This is a genomic window from Microbacterium sp. EYE_78, from assembly GCF_023149035.1.
Classification (GTDB): Bacteria; Actinomycetota; Actinomycetes; order Actinomycetales; family Microbacteriaceae; genus Microbacterium.
The window spans coordinates 366,241-393,238 of record NZ_JAHXMY010000002.1 but is presented as its reverse complement, the minus strand read 5'-3'; the positions used below and the strand labels follow the sequence as shown (position 1 = coordinate 393,238).

At 71.4% G+C, this 26,998-nt stretch carries 24 protein-coding genes; 11 read left to right on the top strand and 13 right to left on the bottom strand.

Going from position 1 to position 26,998, the window contains the following annotated elements; all coding sequences use genetic code 11:
• Window position 1 precedes the first annotated feature (1 nt).
• From infB to nusA, 3 genes are all read right to left on the bottom strand, one after another.
• A complete protein-coding gene (gene infB, locus KZX17_RS08920; RefSeq protein ID WP_248172236.1) occupies window positions 2–2,743 on the bottom strand; it encodes a translation initiation factor IF-2 in 2,742 nt (913 codons plus the stop codon).
• 92 nt (window positions 2,744–2,835) lie between these two features.
• Complete coding sequence (locus KZX17_RS08915) at window positions 2,836–3,102, bottom strand: YlxR family protein (protein WP_248172234.1); 267 nt, start codon at window positions 3,100–3,102, stop codon at window positions 2,836–2,838.
• A 9-nt stretch (window positions 3,103–3,111) separates the two neighbouring features.
• Entirely contained in the window at window positions 3,112–4,101 is a 990-nt protein-coding gene (gene nusA, locus KZX17_RS08910) for a transcription termination factor NusA (protein WP_248172232.1), read from the bottom strand.
• Between the two features lie 121 nt (window positions 4,102–4,222).
• Between nusA and KZX17_RS08905 the strand changes: the two genes are divergently transcribed.
• Window positions 4,223–5,023 (top strand): DUF1206 domain-containing protein, encoded by an 801-nt coding sequence (locus tag KZX17_RS08905; protein WP_248172231.1) that lies wholly within the window; start codon window positions 4,223–4,225, stop codon window positions 5,021–5,023.
• A gap of 3 nt (window positions 5,024–5,026) precedes the next feature.
• On the opposite strand, the gene KZX17_RS08900 is transcribed toward KZX17_RS08905, so the two are convergent.
• From KZX17_RS08900 to KZX17_RS08890, 3 genes are all read right to left on the bottom strand, one after another.
• A complete protein-coding gene (locus tag KZX17_RS08900; protein ID WP_248172229.1) occupies window positions 5,027–5,848 on the bottom strand; it encodes a hypothetical protein in 822 nt (273 codons plus the stop codon).
• Window positions 5,849–5,852: 4 nt separating this feature from the next.
• Complete coding sequence (locus tag KZX17_RS08895; protein WP_248172227.1) at window positions 5,853–6,932, bottom strand: TIGR00730 family Rossman fold protein; 1,080 nt, start codon at window positions 6,930–6,932, stop codon at window positions 5,853–5,855.
• A 66-nt stretch (window positions 6,933–6,998) separates the two neighbouring features.
• Window positions 6,999–8,792 (bottom strand): proline--tRNA ligase, encoded by a 1,794-nt coding sequence (locus KZX17_RS08890; RefSeq protein WP_248172225.1) that lies wholly within the window; start codon window positions 8,790–8,792, stop codon window positions 6,999–7,001.
• Between the two features lie 62 nt (window positions 8,793–8,854).
• On the opposite strand from KZX17_RS08890, the gene pcp reads away from it, so the two are divergent.
• Window positions 8,855–9,490 carry a pyroglutamyl-peptidase I gene (gene pcp, locus KZX17_RS08885; RefSeq protein ID WP_248172223.1) on the top strand — a complete coding sequence of 212 codons (636 nt, stop codon included), beginning with the start codon at window positions 8,855–8,857 and terminating at the stop codon, window positions 9,488–9,490.
• A 13-nt stretch (window positions 9,491–9,503) separates the two neighbouring features.
• Here the strand turns inward: pcp and KZX17_RS08880 are convergent, their stop codons facing one another.
• The gene (locus KZX17_RS08880; RefSeq protein WP_248172221.1) at window positions 9,504–10,394 is read right to left on the bottom strand and encodes a DUF3106 domain-containing protein; all 891 of its coding nucleotides are present in this window, start codon (window positions 10,392–10,394) and stop codon (window positions 9,504–9,506) included.
• 89 nt (window positions 10,395–10,483) lie between these two features.
• Between KZX17_RS08880 and KZX17_RS08875 the strand changes: the two genes are divergently transcribed.
• Genes KZX17_RS08875 through KZX17_RS08865 form a run of 3 tightly spaced genes read left to right on the top strand, consistent with a single transcriptional unit; the run spans window position 10,484 to window position 13,643 of the window.
• A complete protein-coding gene (locus tag KZX17_RS08875; protein ID WP_248172219.1) occupies window positions 10,484–11,917 on the top strand; it encodes an RNB domain-containing ribonuclease in 1,434 nt (477 codons plus the stop codon).
• Window positions 11,918–11,964: 47 nt separating this feature from the next.
• Window positions 11,965–12,627, top strand: a complete 663-nt coding sequence (locus KZX17_RS08870; protein ID WP_248172217.1) for a GntR family transcriptional regulator — start codon at window positions 11,965–11,967, stop codon at window positions 12,625–12,627.
• Window positions 12,624–13,643, top strand: a complete 1,020-nt coding sequence (locus tag KZX17_RS08865; protein ID WP_248172215.1) for a 1-aminocyclopropane-1-carboxylate deaminase — start codon at window positions 12,624–12,626, stop codon at window positions 13,641–13,643. Before KZX17_RS08870 ends, KZX17_RS08865 begins: the two co-directional genes overlap by 4 nt.
• Window positions 13,644–13,667: 24 nt before the next feature.
• Here KZX17_RS08865 and KZX17_RS08860 read toward each other — a convergent pair whose 3' ends face one another.
• On the bottom strand, window positions 13,668–14,726 hold the full coding sequence (locus tag KZX17_RS08860) for a hypothetical protein (RefSeq protein ID WP_248172213.1): 1,059 nt from the start codon (window positions 14,724–14,726) through the stop codon (window positions 13,668–13,670).
• Window positions 14,727–14,802: 76 nt separating this feature from the next.
• Window positions 14,803–15,933, bottom strand: a complete 1,131-nt coding sequence (gene ispG / locus KZX17_RS08855) for a flavodoxin-dependent (E)-4-hydroxy-3-methylbut-2-enyl-diphosphate synthase (protein ID WP_248174767.1) — start codon at window positions 15,931–15,933, stop codon at window positions 14,803–14,805.
• 234 nt (window positions 15,934–16,167) lie between these two features.
• On the opposite strand from ispG, the gene KZX17_RS08850 reads away from it, so the two are divergent.
• Complete coding sequence (locus KZX17_RS08850; RefSeq protein ID WP_248172211.1) at window positions 16,168–18,069, top strand: anthranilate synthase family protein; 1,902 nt, start codon at window positions 16,168–16,170, stop codon at window positions 18,067–18,069.
• 8 nt (window positions 18,070–18,077) lie between these two features.
• Here KZX17_RS08850 and KZX17_RS08845 read toward each other — a convergent pair whose 3' ends face one another.
• Window positions 18,078–19,391: a M50 family metallopeptidase gene (locus tag KZX17_RS08845; protein ID WP_248172209.1), complete on the bottom strand. Its 1,314-nt coding sequence runs from the start codon at window positions 19,389–19,391 to the stop codon at window positions 18,078–18,080.
• Between the two features lie 92 nt (window positions 19,392–19,483).
• On the opposite strand from KZX17_RS08845, the gene KZX17_RS08840 reads away from it, so the two are divergent.
• From KZX17_RS08840 to KZX17_RS08830, 3 genes are all read left to right on the top strand, one after another.
• Window positions 19,484–20,062 carry a hypothetical protein gene (locus KZX17_RS08840; RefSeq protein WP_248172207.1) on the top strand — a complete coding sequence of 193 codons (579 nt, stop codon included), beginning with the start codon at window positions 19,484–19,486 and terminating at the stop codon, window positions 20,060–20,062.
• Between the two features lie 74 nt (window positions 20,063–20,136).
• Window positions 20,137–20,823, top strand: coding sequence for a DUF1775 domain-containing protein (locus tag KZX17_RS08835; protein ID WP_248172205.1), 687 nt, complete (start codon window positions 20,137–20,139; stop codon window positions 20,821–20,823).
• 41 nt (window positions 20,824–20,864) lie between these two features.
• Window positions 20,865–22,439 (top strand): Mur ligase family protein, encoded by a 1,575-nt coding sequence (locus tag KZX17_RS08830; protein ID WP_248172203.1) that lies wholly within the window; start codon window positions 20,865–20,867, stop codon window positions 22,437–22,439.
• 18 nt (window positions 22,440–22,457) lie between these two features.
• Here KZX17_RS08830 and dxr read toward each other — a convergent pair whose 3' ends face one another.
• Window positions 22,458–23,534 (bottom strand): 1-deoxy-D-xylulose-5-phosphate reductoisomerase, encoded by a 1,077-nt coding sequence (dxr, locus tag KZX17_RS08825; protein WP_248172201.1) that lies wholly within the window; start codon window positions 23,532–23,534, stop codon window positions 22,458–22,460.
• Window positions 23,535–23,571: 37 nt separating this feature from the next.
• Entirely contained in the window at window positions 23,572–24,534 is a 963-nt protein-coding gene (locus KZX17_RS08820; RefSeq protein WP_248172199.1) for an FKBP-type peptidyl-prolyl cis-trans isomerase, read from the bottom strand.
• Window positions 24,535–24,660: 126 nt separating this feature from the next.
• On the opposite strand from KZX17_RS08820, the gene KZX17_RS08815 reads away from it, so the two are divergent.
• Complete coding sequence (locus KZX17_RS08815; protein WP_248172197.1) at window positions 24,661–25,437, top strand: lysophospholipid acyltransferase family protein; 777 nt, start codon at window positions 24,661–24,663, stop codon at window positions 25,435–25,437.
• A gap of 9 nt (window positions 25,438–25,446) precedes the next feature.
• Here KZX17_RS08815 and KZX17_RS08810 read toward each other — a convergent pair whose 3' ends face one another.
• A complete protein-coding gene (locus KZX17_RS08810; RefSeq protein WP_248172195.1) occupies window positions 25,447–25,920 on the bottom strand; it encodes an OsmC family protein in 474 nt (157 codons plus the stop codon).
• 83 nt (window positions 25,921–26,003) lie between these two features.
• Here KZX17_RS08810 and KZX17_RS08805 point away from each other — a divergent pair, with 83 nt between their 5' ends.
• The gene (locus KZX17_RS08805; RefSeq protein ID WP_248172194.1) at window positions 26,004–26,993 is read left to right on the top strand and encodes an asparaginase; all 990 of its coding nucleotides are present in this window, start codon (window positions 26,004–26,006) and stop codon (window positions 26,991–26,993) included.
• Window positions 26,994–26,998 lie beyond the last annotated feature (5 nt).

The window sequence follows — 26,998 nt, the reverse complement described above, 5'->3', positions numbered from 1 at the left end:
ATCAGCCGCGCGGCTTCTCCACCATTTCGGTCGTCTCGATCTCGTCGCCGACCTGGATGTCGTTGTACTTGCCGAGACCGATACCGGCCTCGAAGTCCGTACGGACCTCGGTGACGTCGTCCTTGAAGCGGCGCAGCGACTCGATGGCCAGGCCGTCGGCGAGCACGACACCGTCGCGGATGACCCGCGCCTTGGCGTTTCGCGTGATCGTTCCCGAGCGGACGATGACACCGGCGATGTTGCCGAACTTCGAGGAGCGGAACACCTCGCGGATCTCGGCGACACCCGACTGGACCTCTTCGAACTCCGGCTTGAGCATGCCCTGGAGGGACTGCTCGACGTCGTCGATCGCGTTGTAGATGACCGAGTAGAACCGGACGTCCACACCCTCGCGGGCGGCACGCTCGCGGGCCTTCGTGTCGGGCCGGACGTTGAAGCCGATGACGATCGCGTTGTCGATCGTCGCCAGGTTGATGTCCGACTCGGTGACGGCACCCACACCGCGGTGGATGATGCGCAGCTGCACGCTGTCGTCGACCTCGATCTTGAGGAGCGACTCCTCGAGGGCCTCGACGGCACCCGAGACGTCACCCTTGATGATGAGGTTGAGCGACTCGACCTTGCCCTCTTCGAGCGCGCGGGTGAAGTCCTCGAGCGAGATGCGCTTGCGGGCCTTGGCCAGCTGGGCATTGCGCTCGACCGCTTCACGCTTCTCAGCGATCTGGCGGGCCATGCGGTCCTCTTCGGTGACGATGAAGACGTCACCGGCGCGGGGCACGGAGTTCAGACCCTGCACCTGCACGGGACGCGACGGGTAGGCCTCGTCCACGGCGTCGCCGTTCTCGTCGATCATGGCGCGGACGCGGCCGTAGGCCGTTCCTGCGACGATCGCGTCACCGACGCGGAGCGTTCCGGACTGGATCAGCACCGTGGCGACCGAACCGCGACCCTTGTCGAGCTTGGCTTCGATCGCGACACCACGAGCCGCCTTGTTCGGGTTGGCCGTGAGGTCCAGACCCGCATCGGCGGTGAGGAGGACGGCATCCAGCAGTTCCTGGATGTTGGTGCCCTGGCGAGCCGACACGTCGACGAACATGACGTCGCCGCCGTACTCCTCGGCGACCAGGCCGTACTCGGTGAGCTGCTGACGGACCTTCGCGGGGTTCGCGTCGGGCTTGTCGACCTTGTTGACCGCGACCACGATCGGGACATTCGCCGCCTGCGCGTGGTTCAGTGCCTCGACCGTCTGCGGCATGATGCCGTCGTCGGCCGCGACCACGAGGATCGCGAGGTCGGTCACCTGCGCACCACGGGCACGCATGGCGGTGAACGCCTCGTGACCCGGGGTGTCGATGAAGGTGATCGCACGCTCGATGCCCTCGTGCTCGGTCCACACCTGGTAGGCACCGATGTGCTGGGTGATGCCACCCGCCTCACCGGCGACGACGTTGGTCTGACGGATCGCGTCGAGCAGTCGCGTCTTACCGTGGTCGACGTGGCCCATGACGGTGACCACGGGAGGACGGATCTCGAGGTCGTCCTCGCTCTCCGCCTCCAGCTCGGCCTCGAGGTCGAGGCCGAAGCCCTCGAGGAGCTCTTTGTCCTCGTCCTCGGGAGACACCATCTGGATCTTGTAGCCGAGCTCCTCACCGAGGATCTCGAACGTCGCCTCATCCAGCGACTCGGTGGCCGTGGCCATCTCGCCGAGGTTGAAGAGGATCGTCACGAGCGTGCCGGGCTGCACGTTGTAGCCGCGCAGGGCCTCGAGCTTATCGGCGAAGTCCGAGATCGACGCGCCGCGACGCAGGCGGATGATCTCGCCGTTGCCCTTGGAGACGTTGACGCCGCCGACGACCGGCGCCGACCGCATCTCGAATTCCTGCCGCTTCGCCCGACGCGACTTGCGCTGCTTGGACTTGCCGCCGCCCTTGCCGAAGGCTCCTGCGGTACCGCCGCCGGGTCCACGGCCGCGGCCGCCGCCGCCACCGGGACGACCGGCGAAACCGCCGCCGGGCGCGCCACCGGGGCGCGCAGCACCGAAGCCACCGGCGCCGCCGGGACGTCCGGGACCGCCGGGACGCTGCTGGAACGGAGCACCGGGACGACCGCCGCCACCGGGACGACCCGCGCCACCGGGACGCGGTGCACCCGGACGGGGTGCGCCGGGACGCGGAGCCTGCGGCCGCGGGATGTTGCCGGGCGTGGGACGCTGGCCCATGCCCTGCGCCGAGGCGAAGGGGTTGTTGCCCGGACGCGGGCCGGCGGGACGCTGGCCCATGCCCTGCGAGCTGGCGAAGGGGTTGTTGCCGGGGCGCGGAGCGCCGCCCGGACGAGGCGGCTGGGAGCCGGGCTTGCCGGGTGCCGGCGCGGGCGACGGGGCGCCCGGCTTCGGCGCGCCGGAGTCTGCTGCGGCCGGCGCGGCCGGAGCAGGCGTCTGCGCGACCGGCTCAGCCGCGGCGGCGGGCGCCGCCGGCTCGGGAGCCGGAGCGGGCTTGGGAGCCGACGGACGAGGGCCGGGGGTGGCACCGGATGCCGGTGCCTTGGCGGCGGGCTTCGCGGGCGCGACGGCAGACGCCTTCACACCTTCCGCCTCGAGGGCGGCACGGAGCTTGCGAGCCACGGGGGGCTCGATGGTGGACGAAGGGCTCTTGACGAATTCGCCGAGCTCCTTCAGCTTCGCGAGGGCGATCTTGCTGTCGACGCCGAGCTCGGAAGCGATCTCATGCACGCGTGGTTTTGCCACAATTCTCCTGTCTGGGGCCCGCCCCGGACAGGGCGGACCGTCATTCGCGGACGGGTCTCATTTCGAGCCGTTCACTTTGTGTCCATAGCCGTTCAGCCGTTTCGCTGGAGGGATTCTCTGGTGGTCCGCGCATCCACGGCCGCTGTCGCCAGCGGAGCGGATACCCGTAGTGCTCGTCCGAATGCGCGCCGCTTGAGGGCGGTGCTCACGCATGTGTCCGTGTCATGCACCCACGCGCCCCGACCCGGCAGGACGGCCTTCTCGTCGATGACGAGGGCACCGTCCCTGGCCACGATGCGGAGCAACGAGGACCGGGGGGCACGCGCGCGGCATCCCACGCACGTTCGAACAGGTTCCATCCTACCGCGTCAGGACTCGTCGAGAATGCTGTCGGGCTGGATGTCGATCTTCGCGCCGGTCAATTTCGCGGCCAGCCGGGCGTTCTGCCCTTCCTTGCCGATCGCGAGCGACAGCTGGTAGTCCGGAACCAGCGCCCGGACGGCCTTGGTCGCCTGGTCGAGGACGAAGCTCGAGGTCACCTTGGCCGGCGACAGCGCGTTCGCGACGAACTTCGGCAGCGTCTCGTCGTAGTCGACGATGTCGATCTTCTCGCCGCCGAGTTCCTCCGTCACGGCGCGCACCCGACGGCCGAGCTCGCCGATGCAGGCGCCCTTGGCGTTGATGGACGGGTCGTTCGCCTTCACGGCGATCTTGGTGCGGTGCCCCGCCTCACGTGCGAGCGAGACGATCTCGACGACGCCGGACGCGATCTCGGGCACCTCGAGGGCGAAGAGCTTGCGGACGAGGCCCGGGTGGGTGCGCGAGACGGTGATCTGCGGTCCCTTCAGACCCTTGGACACGGAGGTCACGTAGACGCGGACACGCGAGCCGTGGGCATAGGTCTCGCCGGGAACCTGCTCCTCCGGCGGGAGGATCGCCTCCACCGTCCCGAGGTCGACGTGCACCATTCGCGGGTTCGGTCCCTGCTGGACGACGCCCGCGACGATGTCGCCTTCCTTGCCCTTGAACTCGCCGAGCACCGCGTCGTCGGCGATGTCGCGGAGGCGCTGGCTGATGACCTGCTTCGCGGCGAAGGCCGCGATGCGGCCGAAGTCGTCGGGCGTGGACTCCTCCTCGCCGATGACGACGTCGTCCTCATCGCGCAGGGGGACGTAGACGGCGACGTGGCCGGTCTTGCGGTCCAGGTGGGCGCGGGCGCCCTCGGGGAGTTCGCCGTCGGGAGACGTGTGCTTCGCGTACGCGGTCAGGATGGCCTGCTCGATGATCCGGATCAGTTCATCGAACGGGATCTCCCGCTCTCGCTCGACAGTCCGCAGCAGCCCCAGGTCGATGTCCATAGGTGCCTCCCTTGTTCAGTTGCTCAACACGTCGCCGCGAACGCGTCCGGTCATCCGGTGCGTCGCGGCATCCCATCAACGTTACTCGATCCGGCGTGGCGCGACCTGAGAAGATCGACGGATGACGGATGCCGCCGAAGACGCCGCCCGGACGGTGCAGCGCTCGCCCGTGGCGAAGGGACTCGCCCGAGGCGGGTACGCGGCCAACGGCGTCGTGCACCTGCTGTTCGGCGTGCTCGTCATCGTGATCGCCTTCGGCGGCCGCGGCGAGTCGGACCAGGCGGGGGTGTTCAAGGCGCTCGTCGCCGCCCCGCTCGGCCTCGCCGCCGTCTGGATCCTGGGGCTGCTCCTCGCCGCCCTGGGGCTGTACCAACTGCTGCGCGGGGTGCTCGCGCGAGGCACGGACGGTGCGGCCTGGGGCCGGCGGCTGAGCGCGCTCGGGCAGGCGGTCGTGTACACCGGTCTCGCCGCGATCGCCGTCACGGTCGCGCTCGGCGCGCGGCCCGACGGCGACCGCAGCGCGCAGGAGGTGACCCGGGGACTGCTCGCCACGCCAGGCGGCGTCTTCGTCGTCGCGGCGGCGGGCGTCGGCCTCGGCGTCGGCGGCCTCGTGTTCGCCTCGATCGGCGTCAGGCGCTCGTTCGACAAGCAGGTCCGCATTCCTCCCGGGCCCATGGGCGCGGTGGTGACGTGGACCGGTGTCGTCGGCTACCTCGGCAAAGGTGCGTCGGTGACGATCGTCGGCGTGCTCCTCGTCGTGGCCGCGGTCAAGCAGGAACCCGCCGCGGCGGGTGGCTTCGACGCCGCCATCCAGGCACTGCTCGAACAGATGCTGGGACCGTTCCTCGTCTTCCTGATCGGTCTCGGGCTGGTGGTCTACGCCGCCTTCTGCTTCCTGCGCTCCCGCTACGCCAAACTCTGAGCGTCAGCGACCGAAGCCGCAGACCTCGGCGACCCAGCTGAGGATGCGTCCGCGGCCCCGCTCCCCCGCCGCGACCTCGATCTCGCCGGCACGGCCGGCCAGCTCCACCTCGACGGTGAAGACAGTCCCCCGCTTGTCCTCCGCGACGACGTGCGGGTCGCAGCGCTGCGGCACGAGCGGCACGTCCACGACCGACGCGCCCTGCGGCACGGGGAACCGGGAGACGCCGGGCCCGAACTGCAGCAGATTCGTCGACTGCACGGCCACGATCCGCGCGGCGTCCGCACCGCCGACGCGCTCGATCCGGAGCGGGAGGACCGCACGGTCGTCGCCCGCGACGCGGAGCTCGCCCCACGCCACCCGCACCGACCGCTGCACGTCGGCGGCGAGACACTCGCGCTCGTGCAGTCGACCCAGGAAGCCGAGCGAGTCGTGCAGGTCGCCCCGGAGCACCGTGCCGTCGGTCAGGGTGAGCTCCCACAGGCGAGCGCGGTCAGCCTCCCCGCACGCGACCCCGGGCAGCAGCACCGCGAAGTCGTAGGACTCACCCTCCCCCAGCGGTCGCGCGTCGCGCGTGATCTCGTCGCGGAGCCGGTCGTCGACGAGGCGCAGTCGGGCGATGTCGAGCGTCGCATCGGAGTCGTTCGCCACGCGCAGCTGCGCTTTGCGCTGCGGCTCGTCCGACCGGTTCTGGTGCAGGAAGACGGTCACGGCGGCACCGGTCGACGGCACGGGCGCGGGTTCGCCCGGCCCGCACGACGCGAGCATCAGCGCACCGGCCGCGACGGCCGCTGCGACGAGGGTGGGACGCGGCGTCCGTGGCATGCGCTCAGGCTACGGTGTGAGGCTCCGTCGGCGGGGTGGCGACCGGAGCCGATTCGAGCGCGTTGATCGCGCGGATGAGGTGGTGGAGCTCGCCGATGCGGCGGCGGTCGAAGTCCATCATCAGGCGCGGCAGATGCAGGCGGTCCTTGTCCTGGCGCTCCCGGCGCAGCGGCGACGTGCGTTCGATGCGACCGCCGGCCAGGAGGTGCGAGAAGCGTTCGCTGAGCTCCGCGACCTCGGCGTCGGTGGGCTCTGCGCAGAGTCGGAGGATGAGGCGGGAACCGATCCAGCGCAGCGAGTCGTAGTTGCGCCAGAAGCCGGTGATCTCCGATGCCGCGGTCTCCACCGAGTCCGTGACGAGGACGCGGTCGAGATCGTCGGGCGAGATCACACCGGACGGGATCAGGTGGTCGTCGGCGAACCGTTCGAGCCCGCTCCAGAACGTCCCGCCCGGGGCATCCAGGAGCACGATCGGGGTCGGCTCGGCTTTGCCCGTCTGCTGGAGGGTGAGCAGCTCGAACAGCTCGTCGAGCGTGCCGAATCCGCCCGGAACGCAGACGAACCCGCGCGACTCCTTCACGAGCATGAGCTTGCGCGTGAAGAAGTACTTCATCGCGACGACCCGGTCGGCCTCGGCGATGACGGCGTTCGGCTTCTCCTCGAACGGCAGGCGGATCGACACCCCCAGCGAGTGGTCGGGACCGGCGCCCTCCGCGGCGGCCTGCATGATGCCGGGTCCGGCGCCGGTGACGACCATCCAGCCCTGCGCCGCCAGGGCCGAGGCGACCTCGGCCGCGGCACGGTAGAGCGGATCGTTCGCCCGCGTCCGGGCAGACCCGAAGATCGTGACCTTCGGCGAGGACCGGTAGGGGGCGAAGAGTCCGAACGCGGAGCGCATCTCGCCGAGCGCCGCCGACGCGATCTTCAGGTCGAGACGGTCGGTGGCGTCCACACCGAGCCCGACGCCCGTCGCGATGATGCGCGCGACGAGGTCGGCGTTCTCCTCGACGCCGGCATCGGTGAGGAGGGTGCGGATGGCGTCCGTGACGTCACCGTCGAGAGAGGATGCGGAACTCGGCGACATCCACCCAGGCTGTCACGATCCGGGAGCCCGCGGGTGAACGGAGGCCCTGTGTCCGGTGACGGAAGGTCAGCGCGTGAGGGCGGAGACCGCCTCGTCGGCGGCGACCGAGGTGCGCTCGCCCGTCCGGCGGTCCCAGAGCTCGACCTGACCCTCGGCAGCGCCGCGGCCGACGATGACGATGTGCGGCACGCCGACCAGCTCGGCGTCGCCGAACTTCACGCCCGGAGACACCTTCGGGCGGTCGTCGAGGAGCACGTCCTTGCCGGCTGCCTCGAGGTCCGCACTGAGCTTCTCCGCCAGGTCGAACGCCACGGCGTCTCGCCCGGTGGCGACGACGTGCACGTCGAAGGGGGCGACCGACTCGGGCCAGACGAGACCGCGGTCGTCGTTGTTCAGCTCAGCGAGGATCGCGAGGATGCGGGTCACGCCGATGCCGTAGGAGCCCATCGTGACCGTCACGAGCTTGCCGTTCTCGTCGAGCACCTTGAGTCCGAGCGCCTCGGCGAAGAAGCGGCCGAGCTGGAAGACGTGACCGATCTCCATGCCGCGGGCGAGCTCGACCGGGCCCGAACCGTCCGGCGCGGGGTCCCCCGCGCGCACCGAGGCGATGTCGATGACGCCGTCAGCGGTGAAGTCGCGGCCGAACACGACCGAGTGCGCGTGCTGCTCGTGCACGTTCGCACCGGTGACCCAGGCGGTGCCCACGGCGACGCGGGGATCGACGAGATAGCGGATGCCGGTGGCCGATTCCTCGCCGAGCACGGCGCCCTCGGTCGACCACGGTCCGATGTACCCCTTGACCAGGCCGGGGTGCTTCGCGAAGTCCGCCTCGGTGGCGGCTTCGACGGCTGCGGGGGCGAAGGCGACCTCGGCGCGCTTGTCGTCGACGTCGCGATCGCCGGGCAGCCCCACGACGACCAGCTGGCGCGTGCCGTCCAGGTGGGTCAGGGCGAGGACGACGTTCTTCAGCGTGTGCGCCGCCGTCCACGCGGTGGCGCCGTCGGTGGCGGGACCGGCGACACCCGGGGCGGGGGCGTCGAGGTGCGCGTTGCTGTGGGCGACGAGGGTCTCGATCGTCGGCGTGTTCGGCGAGTCGAAGACGACGGGCTGTCCGTCGGGCACCGGCAGCGCCTCCGGAGCGACGGTCACGAAGGCCTCGACGTTGGCCGCGTATCCACCGGCGGAACGCACGAACGTGTCCTCGCCGACGGGGATGGGGTGAAGGAACTCCTCGCTCCGCGCACCGCCCATGAGGCCGTTGTCGGCCGCGACGATGACGTACTCCATCCCGAGGCGCTGGAAGATGCGCTCGTAGGCGTCGCGCTGCGACTGGTACGAGGCATCCTGCCCCTCGTCGGTGTAGTCGAACGAGTAGGCGTCCTTCATCGTGAACTCGCGTCCACGCAGGAGGCCCGCGCGGGGACGGGCTTCGTCGCGGTACTTGTCCTGGATCTGGAAGATCGTCAGCGGCAGATCCTTGTACGACGAGTACAGGTCCTTCACGAGGAGGGTGAACATCTCCTCGTGGGTCGGCGCGAGCAGGTAGTCGGCGCCCCTGCGGTCCTGCAGGCGGAAGATGCCGTCGCCGTACGAGGTCCAGCGGCCCGACGCCTCGTAGGGCTCTCGGGGCAGCAGCGCCGGGAAGTGGACTTCGAAGGCTCCCGCTGCCGCCATCTCGTCACGGATGATCTGCTCGAGCTTGGCCTTCACACGCAGGCCCAGCGGCAGCCACGTGAAGATGCCTGGCGCGGCGCGACGGATGTATCCGGCGCGGACCAGCAGGCGGTGGCTGGTGACCTCGGCGTCGGCCGGGTCGTCGCGGAGCGTGCGGAGGAAGTATGTCGAGAGACGGGTGACCACGAGGGTCAAGTCTAGATGCGCGGGGACTGCGCACGTGGCGACGGGACGCCTAGCCTGGAGGGATGCGGACCGTCCTGCTGACCGGATTCGAGCCCTTCGCCGGCGATGCCGTGAACCCGTCCGGGGACGCGGTCCGTGCGGTCGCCGAACGTTGGGCCGGGCCGGAGCGTCTGGTCGTCGAGGTCCTGCCGGTGACCTTCGACGGCGCGACGGCACGGCTGGCCGCACTCCTCGAGGAGCAGCGACCCGAGATCGTCATCGCCACCGGACTGGCGGGCGGGCGGCACGCGGTGACCCCCGAGCGCGTCGCGGTCAACCTCGCCGACGCGTGGCTCCCGGACAACGCCGGCGCCCGCCCGCAGGATGCGCCGGTCGTCGAGGGCGGCCCGACGGCCTACTTCGCGACCCTCCCCGTCAAGGCGATCCGGGCCGCGATCGGCGCTGCCGACATCCCCGCGTCGGTCTCGCACACCGCCGGCACGTTCGTCTGCAACGCGACGATGTACGCCGCGCTCCACGCGACCGCGGGTACGTCCGTCCGCGCGGGCTTCGTCCACGTGCCGTGGGCCGCGGAGACGGCGCCTGAGGGGATGCCGTCGCTCCCCTTCGACGAGATCGTCGACGCCGTCACGATCGCCGTCCGCGTGTCCCTCGACGTCGAGGTCGACGCGGCCGCACCCGGCGGGGCGGTGTTCTGACGAGACGCCGCGCTCAGCGCCCGAAGATGTCGCCGAGGCCCGCGATCTCGAAGCCGCCGAGGTTCTCACCGAATCCCGACACCTGCTCGCCGAGACCCGAGACCTGGTCGCCGACGCCGGAGAGCGCATCCCCCGCGAGACCCTCCAGATCGGCTCCCTGTGCGAGTGCATCGAGGTCGACACCCTGCGCGAGCGCGTCGAAGTCGACCCCGAGCCCGGCGGCCTGGGCGAGCAGCGGTCCTGCGACGGCGGTGACGATCGCACCGCCCGCGACCGCGCCGAGGATGCCTGCGCCTGCACCGAGCGCGGCGCCGCCGGCGACGCGTCCCATACCGGAACCGGTGCCCCCTCGGCCGCTCGCATGGGCCAACAGCCCTTTCAGCATCCCGGGCCGGGAGGCCTCGGTCCGCGCGGCGGCGCGCGCCAGATCAGCCGGGTCGGCGGAACGCGGCTGCTCGTGCGCCGGGAGCTCCGCCGCCATCCGCGCCTGTACGTGCGCCCGCTGCTCAGGGGTCAGCCGCCCGAAGGCCTCGTGGTGGATCTGCTCGACCTGATGCGGGTCAGCGGTCTGCATGAGGTAGTCGTACCGCGCGATCGCCTGACGGTCCGCCGGCGCGAGGGCACCGGCCGAACCGGACGCGGGCGGGGGTGCGTAGCGGCCGTGCGAGGCGGATGCCGCCGGCGCAGGCGGCGGGGTGTATGCGCCCCGCGAGCCGGGCGACGTGTGCCCCTGCGCCGGCGGCGCACCCTGGGAGCGGCTGTCACCCGTGATGGCGTCTGCGGCGGATCGGACGACCGACCGCCAATCTCCGGACGCACCGGACGTGCGGCCGGCTTCGGACGAGCCGGACGTCTTGTCGAGGGCCTTCGAGGCCATGCCGATCAGTCGAGAGAGCTTGCTCATGCCGACGACGGTATGCGTCCGCGTTATGCACCCGCTGGACAGACGACCTCAATCGCCTCCGATCGCATCCCGAGTCCTACACTGGCCGCGTGCCCCACCGTCGTGCTCGCCTCGTCTCCCCGGCCCAATCGGAGCTCAAGGATGCGCTCGGCGCCCTCCGCGACGAGCTCGCGCTGCCGGACGCATTCCCCGCAGACGTGCAGGCCGAGGCCGAGCACGCCGCGACCGCCGTGCCGACCGATCCGGCGGCGGCGGGGCTCGTCGACCTGCGCGGCATCCCGTTCCTGACGATCGACCCGGAGGGCTCGACCGACCTCGACCAGGCGATGCACATCGAGCGCACGGGCGACGGCGCGGTCCTGCACTACGCGATCGCCGACGTCCCCGCCTACGTCACCCTCGGGGGCGCGGTGGATGCCGAGGCCCGCCGACGGGGGCAGACGATCTACGCCCCGGACGGTCGCGTGCCCCTGCATCCCGCCGTCCTGAGCGAGGACGCGGCCTCCCTGCTGCCGGACCGCGACCGCCGCGCCTTCGTCTGGCGCTTCGAGATGGATGCCGGTGCCCGCCCCACATCGACGACCCTTACTCGAGCGATCATCCGCTCTCGGGCGCAGTGGTCGTACGTCGACGCCCAGCGCGCAGTGGAGGACGGGACCGCGCCAGACACGTTGCGACACCTCGTCTGGTTCGGGGAGGAGCGAGCGCGTCGCGAGAGCGAGCGGGGCGGGGCGAGTCTGAACCTCCCCGAGACCCGCATCGCCCCGTCGGCGGACGGCTACACGCTCGAAGTCGACGATGGGGTGGCCCTCGAGGACGCGAACGCGCAGGTCTCGCTCATGACCGGCATGGCGGCCGCCGAGCTGATGATCGCGGGGCGGGTGGGGATCCTCCGGACGATGCCCCCGGCATCCGATGAGGACGTCGCGGCCTTCCGTGCGCAGACCGTGGGATTCGGCCTCCCGTGGGTTGAGGGCGTCTCGTACGGCGACTACCTCCGGGACCTGCCGCGGACGCCGCTCGGCCGCGTCGTCCGCGAGCACGCCGCGGGGTTGTTCCGAGGCGCCGGCTACGCCGCGTTCGACGGCGAGCTGCCCGAGCTCACGGTGCAGGCGGCGATCGCCGCCCCGTACGCGCACGTGACGGCACCACTGCGACGCCTCGTCGATCGCTGGGCGCTGCTGGTCTGCGAGGCGCTCGCGAACGGGCGGGAGGTCCCGAACGAGGTGCGGTCGACGCTCGATGAGCTGCCCTCGATCATGGGGCGGTCGTCGCAGCTCGCCGGGCGTCTGGACGCCGGCGCCGTCGATCGTGTCGAGGCCGCGCTCCTGCACGGCCGAGAGGGCGAGGTCTTCGAGGCCGTGGTGCTCCGGCGCCTCGACGACGGTGCGCGCATCGCCCTGACGCAACCGCCCGTCGAGGCGACTGTGGCACAAGGTCATGGCGCACCGGGGAGCCTGGTGCGAGTGCGCCTGACGCGGACCGACATCGCCACGGGGACGACGGAGTTCACGGCGGTCTGAGGCGGCAGGATTTGCATCGCGGCGTCGAACCCGCTGCAATATATTGCATGCCGGTTCCCGCCACAGCCTCGCCGCCGCGCCCGCTGCTGCGCGATGAGGTCCGCACGCGCCTCCGCGACGCCATCGTCGACGGGACGCTGGCGCCCGGCGAGCAGCTCCGCGACGCCGAGCTCGCCGTCTGGCTCGGCGTCTCCCGCACCCCCGTCCGCGAGGCGCTCCTCGACCTCGCCCGCTCCGGGCTCGTCCAGGCGCTCCCCGGGCGGTCGACCGTCGTCTCCCCTGTCGAGGGTCGGGACGTGCAGGACGCCGCCGCGGTCGTCGCCGCCATGCATCGCGTCGCGGTCGTCGAGGCGACCCCGTTGCTCACCGACGGCGACATCCAGCGGATGCGGGAGGCCAACGACGCCTTCGTCGCTGCGCACGCCGCCGGTGACACCGACGCAGCCCTCGCTGCGGACCGTGCGTTCCACGCCGTCGCGGTGGAGCGTGCCTCGAACGCAGCGGTGCGCACCGTCCTCGCCCTTTACGGTCCCGTCCTCGAACGCGCCGAGCGTCTGCGCTTCGGATCTCATGACGCGTCAGCATCCGCGTCCCGACATGCCGACCTCATCCGACACTGCACTGCCCGTGACGCGCACGCCGCGGCATCCGTCGCCGAAGGCCTCTGGCTCGACCTGCTCACCGACACCACACCCCAGGAGACCCCGTGATCCTCGACCAGTTCCCCCGCCACCCGCTGACCTTCGGGCCGAGCCCCCTGCAGCACCTGAAGCGACTGACGCAGCACCTCGGCGGCGCGCAGGTGTGGGCCAAGCGCGAGGACGTCTCGAGCGGCCTCGCTTTCGGCGGCAACAAGACGCGCAAGCTCGAGTACATCGTCCCGGACGTGCTCGCGAGCGGTGCCGACACGATCGTCTCGATCGGCGGCTACCAGTCGAACCACACCCGACAGGTCGCGGCCGTCGCCGCGCACCTCGGACTCAAGGCGCGCCTCGTGCAGGAGAAGTGGGTGCCGTGGGACGAGCCAGTCAACGACAAGGTCGGCAACATCCTGCTCTCGCGCATGATGGGCGCTGACTCGCGCCTCGACGACGCCGGGTTCGACATCGGCATCCGGGACTCCTGGAAGCAGGCACTGCAGGACGTGGAGGATGCCGGTGGCACCCCCTACCCGATCCCTGCCGGCGCATCCGAGCACCGCCTCGGCGGCCTCGGCTTCGCGAACTGGGCCTTCGAGGTCGCTGAGCAGGAGCAGCAGTTCGGCGTCTTCTTCGACACGATCGTCGTCTGCACAGTCACCGGATCCACCCACGCCGGGATGATCGCCGGGTTCGCGGCACTCGAGGAGCTCACCGGCGTCCGGCGTCGTGTCATCGGCATCGACGCATCCGCCACCCTGCAGAAGACCCGCGACCAGGTGGCCCGCATCGCGCGGAACACCGCAGAGCTCATCGAACTCGGGCGGGACCTGCGCGACGACGAGATCCAGGTGCTCGAGGGCTGGGCGGGCGAGCTGTACGGTCTCCCGGTCGAATCGACCTTGGATGCCATGGCCCTCGGCGCGCAGCTCGAAGCGATGATCACCGACCCGGTCTACGAGGGCAAGTCGCTCGCCGGGCTCATCGACCTCGTGCAGAGCGGCGACATCCCGAAGGACTCCACGGTCCTATACGCGCACCTCGGCGGACAGCCGGCGATCAACGCGTACCACTCCCTCTGGAGCTGACGAGCGCGGCGAGTGGAGTCGGCGCTACTCGACTGAGCGCGCGAGGACCCGTTCTGCAACGTCGATGTTGAAGGCGACGTCTGCACCTCCGACGATGAGGATGTTCACGCCGTCGGTCACGTACAGGTCGCCCGCCTCGTCGTCGGCCGTCGCGAAGGATGCGGCCGCGGCGGCGCCGTCGACCTCGACCGCGGTCGCGCCGTCGACGAGATCGGACCACATCCACTGCCCGCCGGGGTAGGACGACACCGTGAAGATCCGGAACGTCTCATCCTCGGGAATGGTCTCGCTGTCGCTGTACATAGGGCAGTCCTGCGCGACCCCGGCTTCGGCGAACAGCGTCTGCTCGGGTTGCTCGGACCCTTCCCAGTACCCCGCGGAGAAGGTGCCGTCGGTCAGATCCGCCACAGCGCCGCCGACCTCGTCGCACGTCCCGTTCGTCGACCACGCGTCAGTGGGCGTGACGGGCTCAGCCGTGACGCCCTGTTCGCGAGCCGACGCCGCCACCGCGTCGATCCCGCGGGTCAGCGCGTCGCCGTGGCGCTCTTCTTCGCTCGCTGCGAGCGTCGCGGCGAGGATCGCGACGCCGTCCTCCACGCGGACGAGTCGGCAGACGAGCGAGTCGTACGAGGCATCGCACGCGGGAGTCGCGAACGCCTGCACGAAGGACGCCGGCATGGCCCCTGCCGGCAGCGCCAGCACGCGGAGGTCGAACAGCCCCGACGCGGATTCGTCGGGCGCCTTCCATCGGCATTCGACGCCACCGAGGGTTCCCTCGGGCGCCGCGGCGACGCGGTCGGGGATACCTGGACCATCCTCGGCCAGCCACTGGTCGTAGTCCTTCCATCCGTCGCCGAGGAGCGCGTCGAGGGTCTCGGACGCGATCACCGAGCCGCAGTCACCGTCGAACAGGCGGATCGGTTCCGTCCGAGGCGTGGCCGTCGGCGTCGGAGACGGCTGTTCGGGGGATGCCGCCACCGACGCAGGAGACGACGGCTGCGGCGCGACCTCATCTGCGGGTGCGCACCCCGTCAGCAGAGCCAAGGCGACGAGCGGAACGACGATGCGAGCGATTCGGGGCACATGTCGAGCATGGCACCCGCCGGAATCGCATCGCGATCCCGGCATGCAACGATCCGATATCGCCCGGGACGGATCCTCAGGAGGTGACGACCTGCGCCGTCCCGACGGGGGCATCCGGCCCCATCGCGTCGGCGATGCGGTTCGCCTCCTCGATGAGCGTCTGCACGATCTCGGCCTCGGGGACGGTCTTGATGACCTCGCCCTTGACGAAGATCTGCCCCTTGCCGTTGCCGGACGCGACGCCGAGGTCCGCTTCGCGGGCTTCACCCGGGCCATTCACGACGCAGCCCATGACGGCGACGCGCAGCGGCACGGTCATGTCCTTCAGGCCCTCCGTCACGTTGTCGGCGAGCGTGTAGACGTCGACCTGCGCGCGGCCGCACGACGGGCACGAGACGATCTCGAGCTTGCGCTCGCGGAGGTTCAGCGACTGCAGGATCTGGTGACCGACCTTGACCTCTTCCGCGGGCGGCGCAGACAGCGAGACACGGATGGTGTCGCCGATCCCCTCGCCGAGGAGGATGCCGAATGCCGTCGCGCTCTTGATCGTGCCCTGGAACGCGGGCCCGGCCTCGGTCACGCCGAGGTGCAGCGGCCAGTCGCCCCGCTCAGCGAGCATGCGGTACGCCTTGACCATGACGACGGGGTCGTTGTGCTTGACCGAGATCTTGAAGTCGTGGAAGTCGTGCTCCTCGAAGAGGGATGCCTCCCAGACGGCGCTCTCGACGAGAGCCTCCGCCGTCGCCTTGCCGTACTTCTCGAGCAGTCGTTTGTCGAGCGAACCGGCGTTGACGCCGATGCGCAGCGACACCCCCGCGGCCTTGGCGGCAGCGGCGATCTGGCCGACGTTGCCGTCGAACTCGCGGATGTTGCCCGGGTTGACCCGGACGGCACCGCAGCCCGCGTCGATCGCGGTGTAGATGTAGCGCGGCTGGAAGTGGATGTCGGCGATCACGGGGATCTGACTCTTCGCCGCGATGATGTGGAGCACGTCGGCGTCGGCCTGATGCGGCACCGCGACGCGGACGATCTCGCAGCCCGATGCCGTCAGCTCGGCGATCTGCTGCAGCGTGGCGTTGATGTTCGTCGTGGGCGTCGTCGTCATCGACTGCACGCTGACGGGGGCGTCGCCGCCGACGAGGACCTTGCCGACCTTGATCTGACGACTCTTGCGGCGAGGCGCGAGGGTCTCCGGCACGCGGGGCATCCCGATGTTGACTGCTGGCACGACACCAGCCTAGGCCGCGCCGGCTGACCCGGCGCTGTGGGTGCGCGCGGCGGGTCCAGGGCCGGGTCGCTGTGGTAGGTTCGCCCCATGTTCGCGAACCGCACGTGGTGGCGCCCCGCCTGAGGCGGACGCCATGTGCACCCGACGACCGCCCGAGCTGACAGCCGGCGGTCGTTTCTCTTTGCGGCGACCGCCCCGAACGGAAGATCCCCCATGACCGGCACCGCCCCGATCATCCTCGCCGACCTCGCCGCGCGCGGCGTCCCCTTCGCCCTCCTCGCCCGCGACGGCGCGACGGTCGAGGTGCTCACCGGTGACGTCGTCGACGTCGAGCTGCTCGCGGACATCCCCCTGACCGACGCGACCGGCACGCCCCGCGAGGTGCTGGCCCTCGTGCCGTTCCGCCAGGTCGTCGAACGCGGCTTCGCGTGCCACGACGATCGTGCACCGCTGCGCTGTCTCATCATCGGGGAGCGCGTCGCGCTCCCCCTCGCCGAGGCACTCGCGCAGCTCCCCACCGACCGCGTGCCGCTCGCCGACGCCGGGTTCGACGTCGACGACGAGGACTACGCCGAGATCGTCCGGCAGGTCATCGCCGACGAGATCGGTCGCGGCGAGGGTGCGAACTTCGTCATCCGGCGCGACTACACCGCGGCGGTGGGCGGTGACCCGGTGACGGCCGCCCTCACGTGGTTCCGCGCGCTCCTCGAGCACGAGCGCGGTGCGTACTGGACCTTCCTCGTGTCGACGCCCGACCACCTCGCTGTCGGCGCGAGCCCCGAGGCGCACGTGAGCGCCAGGGACGGCGTCGTGACGATGAACCCGATCTCGGGCACCTTCCGGCATCCCGCCGGCGGCGCGACGGCCGAGACGCTGACCGAGTTCCTCTCCTCCACGAAGGAGACCGAGGAGCTGTTCATGGTCGTCGACGAGGAGCTGAAGATGATGTCGGCCGTCTGCAGCGACGGCGGACGCATCACCGGGCCCCACCTCAAGGAGATGTCGCGGCTCACCCACACCGAGTACATGCTCCGCGGGTCGAGCACGATGGACCCCCGGGACATCCTCCGCGAGACGATGTTCGCTCCGACCGTGACGGGCTCCCCCATGCAGAACGCCTGCACCGTCATCGCCCGCCACGAGCAGCACCCGCGCGGCTACTACTCGGGCGTCGCGGCCCTGTTCACCCCGCGTCCGGACGGCGGGCACGACCTCGACGCCCCGATCCTCATCCGCACGGCGTACCTGGTGGACGGTCGCGTCCGCGTCCCCGTCGGAGCGACGCTCGTGCGTCACTCCGACCCCTACGGCGAGGTGGGCGAGACCCACGGCAAGGCGGCGGGCGTGCTGGGCGCCATCGGGGCGATCGAGCGCGACCGGGTCGCCGAGGCGGTCGATGAGGATGCCCCGACCGCCGAGCGACGCAGGCTCGCCGACGATCCCGCGATCGCCGAGCTGCTCTCCTCGCGCAACGCCCGCCTCGCGGCCTTCTGGCTGAATCCGCAGGGCGACGCCGGCGACGGCCCCTACGCCGGCCGGACCGCACTCGTCGTCGACGCCGAGGACCGGTTCACGACGATGCTCGCCCACCAGCTTCGTCACCTCGGCTTCGAGGTGGCCATCGCCCACTGGTCCGAGGCCTCGAGCGAGCGGGTCGCCGCGGCGGATCTCGTCGTCTCGGGCCCGGGACCCGGCGATCCGCGCGACGCGACGAGCGCACGCATCTCGCGCGTGCGCGACGTCGTGGCGGCCCGAGTGGGCGCCGGCGCTCCGCTGCTCGCGGTCTGCCTCAGCCACCAGGTCCTGGCGGACTTTCAGGGCATCGACCTCGCCCCGCTCGCGAGCCCGCACCAGGGACTGCAGAAGACCGTCGACGTGTTCGGGACCCCGGCATCCATCGGCTTCTACAACACCTTCACCGCGCGCGTCGCGCCGGGGACGGTGCGCGTCGGCGGCACGGACGTGGCCGCCGACGGGACCACCGGCGACGTGTACGCGCTCCGCGGTCCCGCCTACGCGTCGGTGCAGGGACACCTCGAGTCGATCCTGTCCCGCGACGGCCTGACGACGCTCGAGCGCCTCGTGGCGCACGCCCTCGCCCCTGTGGAGGTGTGACCCTCAGGTCAGCCCAGCAGCTGCACCGGGTTGACGATGTCGGCGAGGATGAGCGTCCCACCCATGATGATGAGGCCGATCACGACGACGTAGGTGATCGGGACGAGTTTCGTCGCGTCGACCGGGCGCGGCGCGCGACGGCCCGTCAGCCTCGCCCACGCCCGCTTCACGCCGTCCCACAGTGCGACGACCACGTGCCCGCCATCGAGCGGCAGCAGCGGGATGAGGTTGAAGACGAAGAGGGCGATGTTGAGCGAGCCGAGGAGCGCCAGGATGCCGGACACCCGGTTGACGATCGGCGCCTCGGTCGCGGCGACCTCTCCGGCGAGACGTCCTGCGCCGACGACCGACAGCGGTCCGTTCGGGTCGCGACCCGCGCCGGTGACCGTGTCGACGGCGGTCTGGTAGACCCGCGCGGGGAGCTGCCAGATGATGCCGACCACCCGGCCGGTCTGATCGATCGCGGCCTCCGGACCCTCCCAGATCGGCTGCGGGACGAACGCGACCGTCGCCGACATCCCGACGAACCCGACCTCGGCCGTCGCGGTCGACCCGTCCTCCCGGGCGATCTCGCGTTCGGCCAGGACCGGCGTCACCTCGAGGGTCTGCTCGGCACCGTCCCGCGACACGACGATGGGCACCGCCTCGCCGGGCGACTCCTGGATGATCGAGGACGCCTGCGCGAACGTGTCGACGGGGGTCCCGTCCACCGAGAGGATCACATCACCGGGGCGGATGCCGGCGGCCGCCGCCGGTGCGACGGTGTCGCCCGGCGCGCACTCGGTCTGCGACGAGCCGGCGGGCAGGACGCATTCGTTGACGGACGCGACGGTGGTCGTGGCGGTCTGGACGCCGATCCCCGAGAACATGATCGCGAAGAGCACGATCGCCAGGATGAGGTTCATGGCAGGCCCGCCGAGCATGATGACCACGCGCTTCCAGACGGACAGCTGATAGAAGGCCCGCCCGGCGCCGTCGCCCTCGAGGGTCTGATCGTTCACGGTCCGCGCATCCTGGATGAGTGTCTCGAACAGACGGCGACGGCGAGGCGGGCGTCCCTTGCGGGCGTCCGCGGCGTCGCGCGACGGAGGGTACATGCCGGCCATCGAGATGTATCCACCCAGCGGCAGGAGCTTGAATCCGTATTCGGTCTCGCCGATCCGGCGCGACCAGACGGTCGGTCCGAACCCGATCATGTACTGCCCCACGCGGACCCCGAAGGCCTTGGCCGGAGCGAGATGCCCGATCTCGTGCAGCGCGATGGACACGGCGAGGCCGACCACCAGCACGAGGACGCCGATGACGAATGCGAGAACGGTCACGAGCCGACACGCTACCCCCGCCCGCTATGAATGCGCCGCTGGGACAGGCGCGCGAGACGCCGCGAGCGTCGCCGGAAACTAGTGTGGAGTGCGTGACCCCCGGAGCGCGCGACACCCGACGCGGCCGGGCGATCCGCGCCGGCGCGGCGGCCGCCGTCGCGACCGTGGCCGCAGCGGCCGCGCACACGGTGGCCGGCGGATCCGCACCGCCGCCGTGGCTCGTCGCGGCGGTCATCCTCCTGGCCTGGCCCGTCGCGCTCGTGATCGTCGGCCGCGCCGCCTCGGCACCCCGGACGGGTCTGGCCGTCGTCGCGGCGCAGGCGATGCTGCACGGCGCCTTCGCGATGGTCGGCGACGCCGCACCGAGCGCCGCCGGCGCGCACGGACACCTCCACGCACCGCTCCTGCTCGCGCCCGGTGCCGCCTCGCCCGCCCCGGACGCAGCCATGCTCGGCGGACACGCGATCGCAGCGGTCGTGACCGTCCTGGCCGTCTGCCACGGCGAACGGATGCTGCGAGCCGTCGCCGCGGGCATCCGGAGCCTCCTGCGACGAACGCTCCCCACCTCGCCCCACCCGGCCGTCCCGCTCGCCGTCCCGGCGACCGTCGCACCGGCTCCGGTCCCGGCACTCTTCGTCTCCGATCTCTCCCGGCGCGGACCGCCCTGCTGAGCGCGTCGCCGACCGGCGACGAACCGCTCATCACCCCCGGCGGCACCCCGCCGCCCCGCTCTGGAGAGAAACCCATGACCACTCGTGCCCCGCGCCGTTCGGCGCTCGCCCTCACCGGTGCCGCCATCGGCGGTGCCCTCGTCCTCGCTGCACCACTCGCGGCATCCGCCCACGTCCACGTCCACGCCGATGGCGCGGCGGCGGGCGCCACCAGCAGACTCGACTTCACCTTCAGCCACGGCTGCGACGGCGCGGCGACGACCGCCCTGGTGTTCGACATCCCGGACGCCGTCGACAACGCGACCCCCATCGTCGACGGCGCGTGGACCATCGACCGCGAGCTGGGTGAGAACGGTGTCCCGACCCGGATCACCTACACCGCCGTCACGCCGGTCGAGGACGGGCTGTCGGCCACGGTCGCGTTCGACGCGCTGTTCTCGTCGGATGCCGGCGGTACGGACGTCGCATTCCCCGTCGTCCAGCAATGCGGCACCGCGGAGACCGCGTGGAGCGAGATCGCCGAGGACGGGCAGGATCCCGACGAGCTCGAGTCCCCCGCACCGCTCGTCGCCGTCGGCGCCGCGTCCGAGACCGGATCCTCGGACCACGGCGAGGACCACGGCGACGCCGCAGCCGACGCCGAGCCCGCCGCAGCCACCGCTCCGGCGGCCGATGCGACGGCGACCTGGCTCGCCGGAGGCGCGCTGGTCCTCGGCGCGGCCGCTCTCGTCGTCGCGCTGCTGAACCGTCGACGCGTCTGAGACCCGACCGGTCGGAGGCCGGGTGGGATGATGGGAGGACCATGACGAACGCCTCCCCGATGCCGCCCGTCCTCCGTCCCTCGGCGCCGCCGACCCGGCCGCTCGCCGATCTCGCCGCACACGTCGGGGCGTCGAGCACCCATGACCTGTCGGGACTCACCGTGCGCGGCGTCACGCTCGCGACCGCGGACCTCCGCTCGGGAGAGCTGTTCGTCGCCGTGCAGGGCGCCAACCGGCACGGTGCCGAGCTCGCGTCCCACGCGGTGGAGCAGGGCGCGGTCGCGATCCTCACCGATGATGCCGGCGCTGACCTCATCGCAGACGCCGTCGTCCCCGTGCTCGTCGTGGACGATCCGCGCGCCGTCCTCGGCGAGGTGTCCGCCTGGATCTACGGCACCGGCGCAGACAGCGCCCTGCCCCCGATGCTCGCCGTCACGGGGACCAACGGCAAGACGAGCGTCACCCATCTGATGGAGGGGATGCTGCACGGCCTCGGCGTCGTGACGGGCATGTCGTCCACCGCCGAGCGCCACATCGCGGGCCACGTCGTCCCGTCCCGGCTCACGACACCCGAGGCGTCCGAGATGCACGCGCTCATCGCCCTCATGCGGGAACGCGATGTGGAGGCGATCCTCGTGGAGGTGAGCGCCCAGGCGCTCACGCGGCACCGCGTCGACGGGCTCGTCTTCGACGTGGCCGGCTTCACGAACCTCTCGCACGATCACCTCGACGACTACCGCGACATGGCGGAGTACCTCGACGCGAAGGCCGCCCTGTTCGAGCCCCTCCGGGCTCGGCGCGCCGTCGTCTGCGTCGACCAGCCAGCGGGGTCGGCGATCGCCGAGCGTGCCGGCATCCCCGTCACCACGGTCCTCACGCCCGCCATCGCCGAGGATCCGGGCCTCGCCGCCGACTGGCGCGTCGACATCGTCGGCGAGCGCCATGACGGCACGACCTTCACCCTGACGGGACCCGCCGGCGCGCTCACGACGACCGTGCCCGTCATCGGACCCCACATGGCCTCGAACGCCGCGCTCGCCATCGTCATGCTGCTGACCGCCGGATGGGAGTGGTCCGCTCTCGTCGACCTGGTCGGTGGGCGCCGGATCGAGGCGAACCTGCCCGGTCGCATCCAGCGTCTGTCGGGTCCGACGGGACCAGCCCTCTTCCTCGACTTCGGGCACTCCCCCGACGCGTTCGCGAAGACCCTCGAAGCGGTCCGTCGCGTCACCGCCGGGAAGGTCATCATGGTGTGCGGCGCGAACGGCGACCGCGACACGACCAAGCGCGCCGACATGGGGCGCGCAGCGGCCCTCGGGAGCGACGTGCTGTTCATCACGGATCAGCACCCCCGCTCCGAGGATCCGGCGACCATCCGGAGGGCGCTCATCGACGGAGCCCTTGCCGCGCGACCCGACGCCGTCATCCACGAGGTGACACCGCCCGAAGACGCGGTCGCGGCCGCCGTCGCCCTCGCCGGCGACGAGGACGCCATCCTCTGGGCGGGGCCGGGACACCAGCACTACCGCGAGATCGCCGGGGTGCGCACGCCCTTCGACGCCGAAGCGGCGGGACGCGCGGCGCTCCAGGCGTCGGGCTGGCCGACGCCCGAGTGATGCGGGCGGGGTCCGCGATCAGCCGATGAGGCGGTCGGCGCGCTCGCGCGCCCAGCGCTCGGCGTCGGCGAGGGTGTCCCGCGTCAACTGCGCGGGGGCATCGTGCGCCTCGATGACACGGGCGATCGTCTCCACGATGCCGAGGAACGGGAGCCTCCCCTCGTGGAAGGCGTCGACGGCCTGCTCGTTGGCCGCGTTGAAGACCGCCGGGTAGGTGCCGCCGGCGCGGCCGACCTGCTTGGCGAGGTCCACGCTCGGGAACGCCTCGGCATCCAGCGGCTCGAACGTCCACGACGAGGAGGTCGTCCAGTCGAGCGGAGCCCCGACCCCCGCGACCCGTCGCGGCCAGTCCAGCGACAGCGAGATCGGCAGCCGCATGTCGGGCGGCGAGGCCTGGACGATCGTCGATCCGTCGACGAACTCCACCATGGAGTGGACGATCGACTGCGGGTGGACGGTGACGTCGATGCGATCGAGAGGGACGTCGAACAGCAGGTGCGCCTCGATGACCTCGAGGCCCTTGTTCACGAGCGTCGCGGAGTTCGTCGTGACGACGCGTCCCATGTCCCAGGTGGGGTGGGCGAGCGCCTGCGCGGGCGTCACGTCCACCAGCTCGGCGCGCGCGCGTCCACGGAACGGACCGCCCGACGCGGTCAGGACCAGTCGGCGCACCTCGTCGTGCGTCCCCGACCGCAGCGCCTGCGCGATCGCGGAGTGCTCCGAGTCGACCGGCACGATCTGACCGGGCGCCGCGATCTCGGTGACGAGCGGCCCGCCGACGATGAGGGATTCCTTGTTCGCGAGCGCGAGCACCGCGCCCGTCTCCAGCGCGGCGAGCGTGGGCCCGAGCCCCACCGATCCGGTGATGCCGTTGAGGACCACATCGGCCGCCACGCCGCGGACGAGCTGCTCCGCCTCGTCGGCGCCGAGCGCCGTCTCGGCCACGCCGAACTCCTCCGCCTGGGCGAGCATGCCCTCGCGGTCGGTCCCTGCGGCGAGCCCGACGACCTCGAAGCGGTCACGGTTGGCGCGGATGACATCGAGCGCCTGTGTCCCGATCGAACCGGTGGAACCCAGGATCAGGATGCGTCGCATGCTCCTCACCCTATCGGCGGCGTCGCGGCGGGAGCGGTCACTCGGTGGCGGCCCCGGCGGTCGCGGACTGCGCGCCCAGGATGTCGACGACGAAGACGATCGTCTCGCCCTTCAGGTCGGTCTCGTTGATCTCGCCCTCGCCGTAGCCCTCGGCGGGCGGGATGACGACGAGCACCTGCGAACCGACCTTCTGGCCCTCGAGCGCCTTCTGGAACCCCTCGACGTAGTTCGTCGTCGGGTACGCGATCGGTGCGCCGTTCTGCCAGGTCGAGTCGAAGGTCTCACCGTTCGACCAGCGGACGCCGGTGTACTGGATGAGGGCGTAGTCGCCTTCCTGCACCTCGTATCCGTCGCCCTGCTTGATGGTCGCAATCTCGGTCTCGCTCGGCGGCTCCTCGCCCTCGGGGATGGCGACCGACGGCGCGCCGTCGTCGCCCAGGGTGACCGCCGGGAATCCTTCGGGTGCGTCCTGCGGCTCGCCCCACGCGGCCGTCGGCACGGTCGCGAGCAGGTCGAGGACGTACACCTCGGCGCGCGCACTGTCGGTCGCCGGGAAGGTGGCGACGACGCGCTGGCCGACGCGGCCGCATCCGAAGACCTGCCCCAGGACGGTGTCGGCCGACAGCTGGGACGGCAGGAACTCACCGGGCTCGTAGCCGATCGTCGCGAGCTCCTCCCCGGTCTCGGCGTTGTACGCGGTCATCGCGTAGGAGACGAACGTGCCCGCCTCGATCGCATCGCCGGATCCGTCGTCGAGGACGGTGACCTCCAGCTCCTTCGGCTCGAGCGGCTGCTCGAACGTCGCCTTCGAGGGTGTCCCGACGTCACCGTCCACCGTCACGGAGTCCGACGCCGCTCCCGAAGGCGCCGCCGCACTGCAGAGGTCAGCCGCCGCCGCGGTCTCCGTCGGTTCGGGCGCCGCCTGCCCGGTGGCGCAGCCGGCGAGCAGCAGGGCCGTCGCTGCGGCGGCGGAGAGAGCGGCGAGGGGACGAAGACGCACGGAAAGACCTCACATACAGAGAGCAGGGATGCCCCCATCCTCCCCCATGTTCTTTTGTCCGGGGTGTGAGGTCTGTGGGCACCCGCCATGTCCGGCTCCGCATGGGAGAAGCAGTACCCTCTTCTGGTGACCGAAGCGACCGCGCCCGAGCCCCCCGCCGAGGACGCCGACGACGAACTCGCGCGCGCCGGCGCCCTGTACTACCTGGTGCGTTGGGGCTTCGGACCGCTCGCGCGGCTCATCTACCGCCCGCGCATCGAGGGCGCGCATCACATCCCGCGCACGGGCCCGATCATCCTCGCGAGCAATCATTTGAGCTTCATCGACTCGTTCGTGCTGCCGCTGTTCGCACCGCGTCCGGTCTACTTCCTGGCGAAGTCGAGCTACTTCGAGGGTGGCGGCCTGAAGGGATGGATCAGCAACCGCTTCTTCCGCGCCCTGGGGGCGACGCCGGTCCGTCGCGGCGCCGGCCAGGCGGCGCTGGACGCCCTCGACCAGCAGCGACGCATCCTGCAGTCGGGCAAGGCGATCGCCCTGTACCCCGAGGGGACGCGTTCCCTCGACGGCCGCCTCTACAAGGGGCGCACAGGCGTCGCCTTCCTCGCGCTGGAGACCGGAGCCCGCGTGGTGCCGGTCGGCATCGTCGGGACCAACGAGGCCATGCCGGTGGGTGCGAAGTGGCCGCGACTCTCGCCTCGCGTGACGATCCGCTACGGCGACGCGATCGACCTCTCGCCGCACGGTCCCGCGTCGTCCGGACGCGCCCGACGTCTCGCGACCGACGAGATCATGACGGCGATCCATTCCCTGTCGGGGCAGGAGCTCGCCGGGGCCTACAACGAGGTCCCCGCGCAGAATCCGGTCGAGCGACTCAAGCAGGTACTCCCCCACGAGCGCCGCTGAGCGTCGGCGTCACCCTGCGACGGTGACGACGGCCTCGTGCCGGACCGGAAAATTCACCGAGTTCGCGATGAAGCACCACTCGTGGGCCTGGGCGTGCGCCGCCTCGGCTGCGGCCCGCATCGATTCGTCGGCGACGGTGACCCGCGGACGCAGGAGGACCTCCTGGAACGCCCCGCCGCCCCGGCCGTCCAGCTGCAGGACACCCGATGCGTCGTCCTCGTACGCGACGACGACGACACCCGCGGTGACGCACGCGTGCAGGTACGACAGGAGGTGGCACTCGGACAGCGCGGCGAGCAGGAGATCCTCGGGGTTCCACCGCGCAGGGTCGCCCCTGAATGGCCGGTCGCTCGACGCGAGCAGGTCGGGCTTGCCCGCGACGGCCACGGTGACCGCGCGATCGTAGTCCCGGTAGCCGCTCGTGCCGGTGCCCCGATTGCCGGTCCAGGTGCTGGTCACGCGGTAGTGGTGTTCGTCGTGCACCCGGTCAGTCTGGCACGCAGCCGCACCCCGGCGGGCCGTGCTCACGGGAGCAACCGGCGGGGTGGCCTGGCTAGGCTGGGTGGGTGCCAGAGACCTTCGCCGTGACGGATGCCGCCGAACTCGCCGTCGTGGAGCGGAGCGGCTTCGTCGAATCGCGGCACAGCGGCTCGGCCGTCGTCCTCGACCCCGACGGGGCCGTGATCACCTCCCTCGGATCGCCGGACGCCGTCATCCTCCCCCGATCGACGATGAAGCCGATGCAGGCCCTCGCGAGCGTGACCGCAGGTGCAGCGCTCGAGGGACCGCACCTCGCGGTGGCGACGGCGAGCCACTCGGGCACCGACCGCCACGTGGCACTCGTCACCGACATCCTCACCCGGGCCGGTCTCGGCGAGGACGATCTGCTGTGCCCGCCTGCGTGGCCGAGCGACGCGGCGACCCGCGACGAGATGACGCGCGAGCTCATCGGGCCGCAGCGCGTGCGGATGAACTGCTCGGGAAAGCACGCCGCCATGCTGCTCGCCTGCCAGGCGAACGGCTGGGACACCGCGACCTACCTCGATGCGTCGCATCCCCTGCAGATCCACACGCGCGAGGTCGTCGAACGCCTCACCGGGACGAAGGTCAGCGCGACCGCGATCGACGGATGCGGCGCGCCGGTCCACGCCATGAGCCTGTCGGCACTCGCGCGCGCGATCCATCGGATCGGCGCGTCGTCGGAGCGGTCGCCGTTCGCCCTGCACCGGAGTGCCGGGGCCCTCGTGCGCGCCGTCCGGGAGCACCCGTGGGTCATCCAGGGGCCGGGCCAGCCCGATTCCGTCGTCACCGAACGCCTCGGCGTGTTCGCCAAGCACGGCGCGGAGGGCGTCATGGCGATGGTCGCCCCCGACGGGACGACGGTCGCCATGAAGGTGCTCGACGGCAGCAATCGCGTGTCGGCCGTGACCGCGCTCACCCTCCTCGTCCGAGCCGGCGCCCTGCAGGCCGCGGACGTCGCGCGGACCCTTGCGGAACTGCCCCTGACGGTCACCGGCGGGGGACGCGACGTCGGCGTCATCCGTCCGACGGTCTGACCGGA

What these genes read in the sequence shown, in the direction of transcription:
- KZX17_RS08915 (WP_248172234.1), bottom strand. Translation starts at nt 3,102, where the DNA reads ATGGAACCTGTTCGAACGTGCGTGGGATGCCGCGCGCGTGCCCCCCGG.
- nusA (WP_248172232.1), bottom strand. Translation starts at nt 4,101, where the DNA reads ATGGACATCGACCTGGGGCTGCTGCGGACTGTCGAGCGAGAGCGGGAG.
- KZX17_RS08905 (WP_248172231.1), top strand. Translation starts at nt 4,223, where the DNA reads ATGACGGATGCCGCCGAAGACGCCGCCCGGACGGTGCAGCGCTCGCCC.
- KZX17_RS08900 (WP_248172229.1), bottom strand. Translation starts at nt 5,848, where the DNA reads ATGCCACGGACGCCGCGTCCCACCCTCGTCGCAGCGGCCGTCGCGGCC.
- KZX17_RS08895 (WP_248172227.1), bottom strand. Translation starts at nt 6,932, where the DNA reads ATGTCGCCGAGTTCCGCATCCTCTCTCGACGGTGACGTCACGGACGCC.
- pcp (WP_248172223.1), top strand. Translation starts at nt 8,855, where the DNA reads ATGCGGACCGTCCTGCTGACCGGATTCGAGCCCTTCGCCGGCGATGCC.
- KZX17_RS08880 (WP_248172221.1), bottom strand. Translation starts at nt 10,394, where the DNA reads ATGAGCAAGCTCTCTCGACTGATCGGCATGGCCTCGAAGGCCCTCGAC.
- KZX17_RS08870 (WP_248172217.1), top strand. Translation starts at nt 11,965, where the DNA reads ATGCCGGTTCCCGCCACAGCCTCGCCGCCGCGCCCGCTGCTGCGCGAT.
- ispG (WP_248174767.1), bottom strand. Translation starts at nt 15,933, where the DNA reads ATGCCCCGCGTGCCGGAGACCCTCGCGCCTCGCCGCAAGAGTCGTCAG.
- KZX17_RS08850 (WP_248172211.1), top strand. Translation starts at nt 16,168, where the DNA reads ATGACCGGCACCGCCCCGATCATCCTCGCCGACCTCGCCGCGCGCGGC.
- KZX17_RS08835 (WP_248172205.1), top strand. Translation starts at nt 20,137, where the DNA reads ATGACCACTCGTGCCCCGCGCCGTTCGGCGCTCGCCCTCACCGGTGCC.
- KZX17_RS08830 (WP_248172203.1), top strand. Translation starts at nt 20,865, where the DNA reads ATGACGAACGCCTCCCCGATGCCGCCCGTCCTCCGTCCCTCGGCGCCG.
- dxr (WP_248172201.1), bottom strand. Translation starts at nt 23,534, where the DNA reads ATGCGACGCATCCTGATCCTGGGTTCCACCGGTTCGATCGGGACACAG.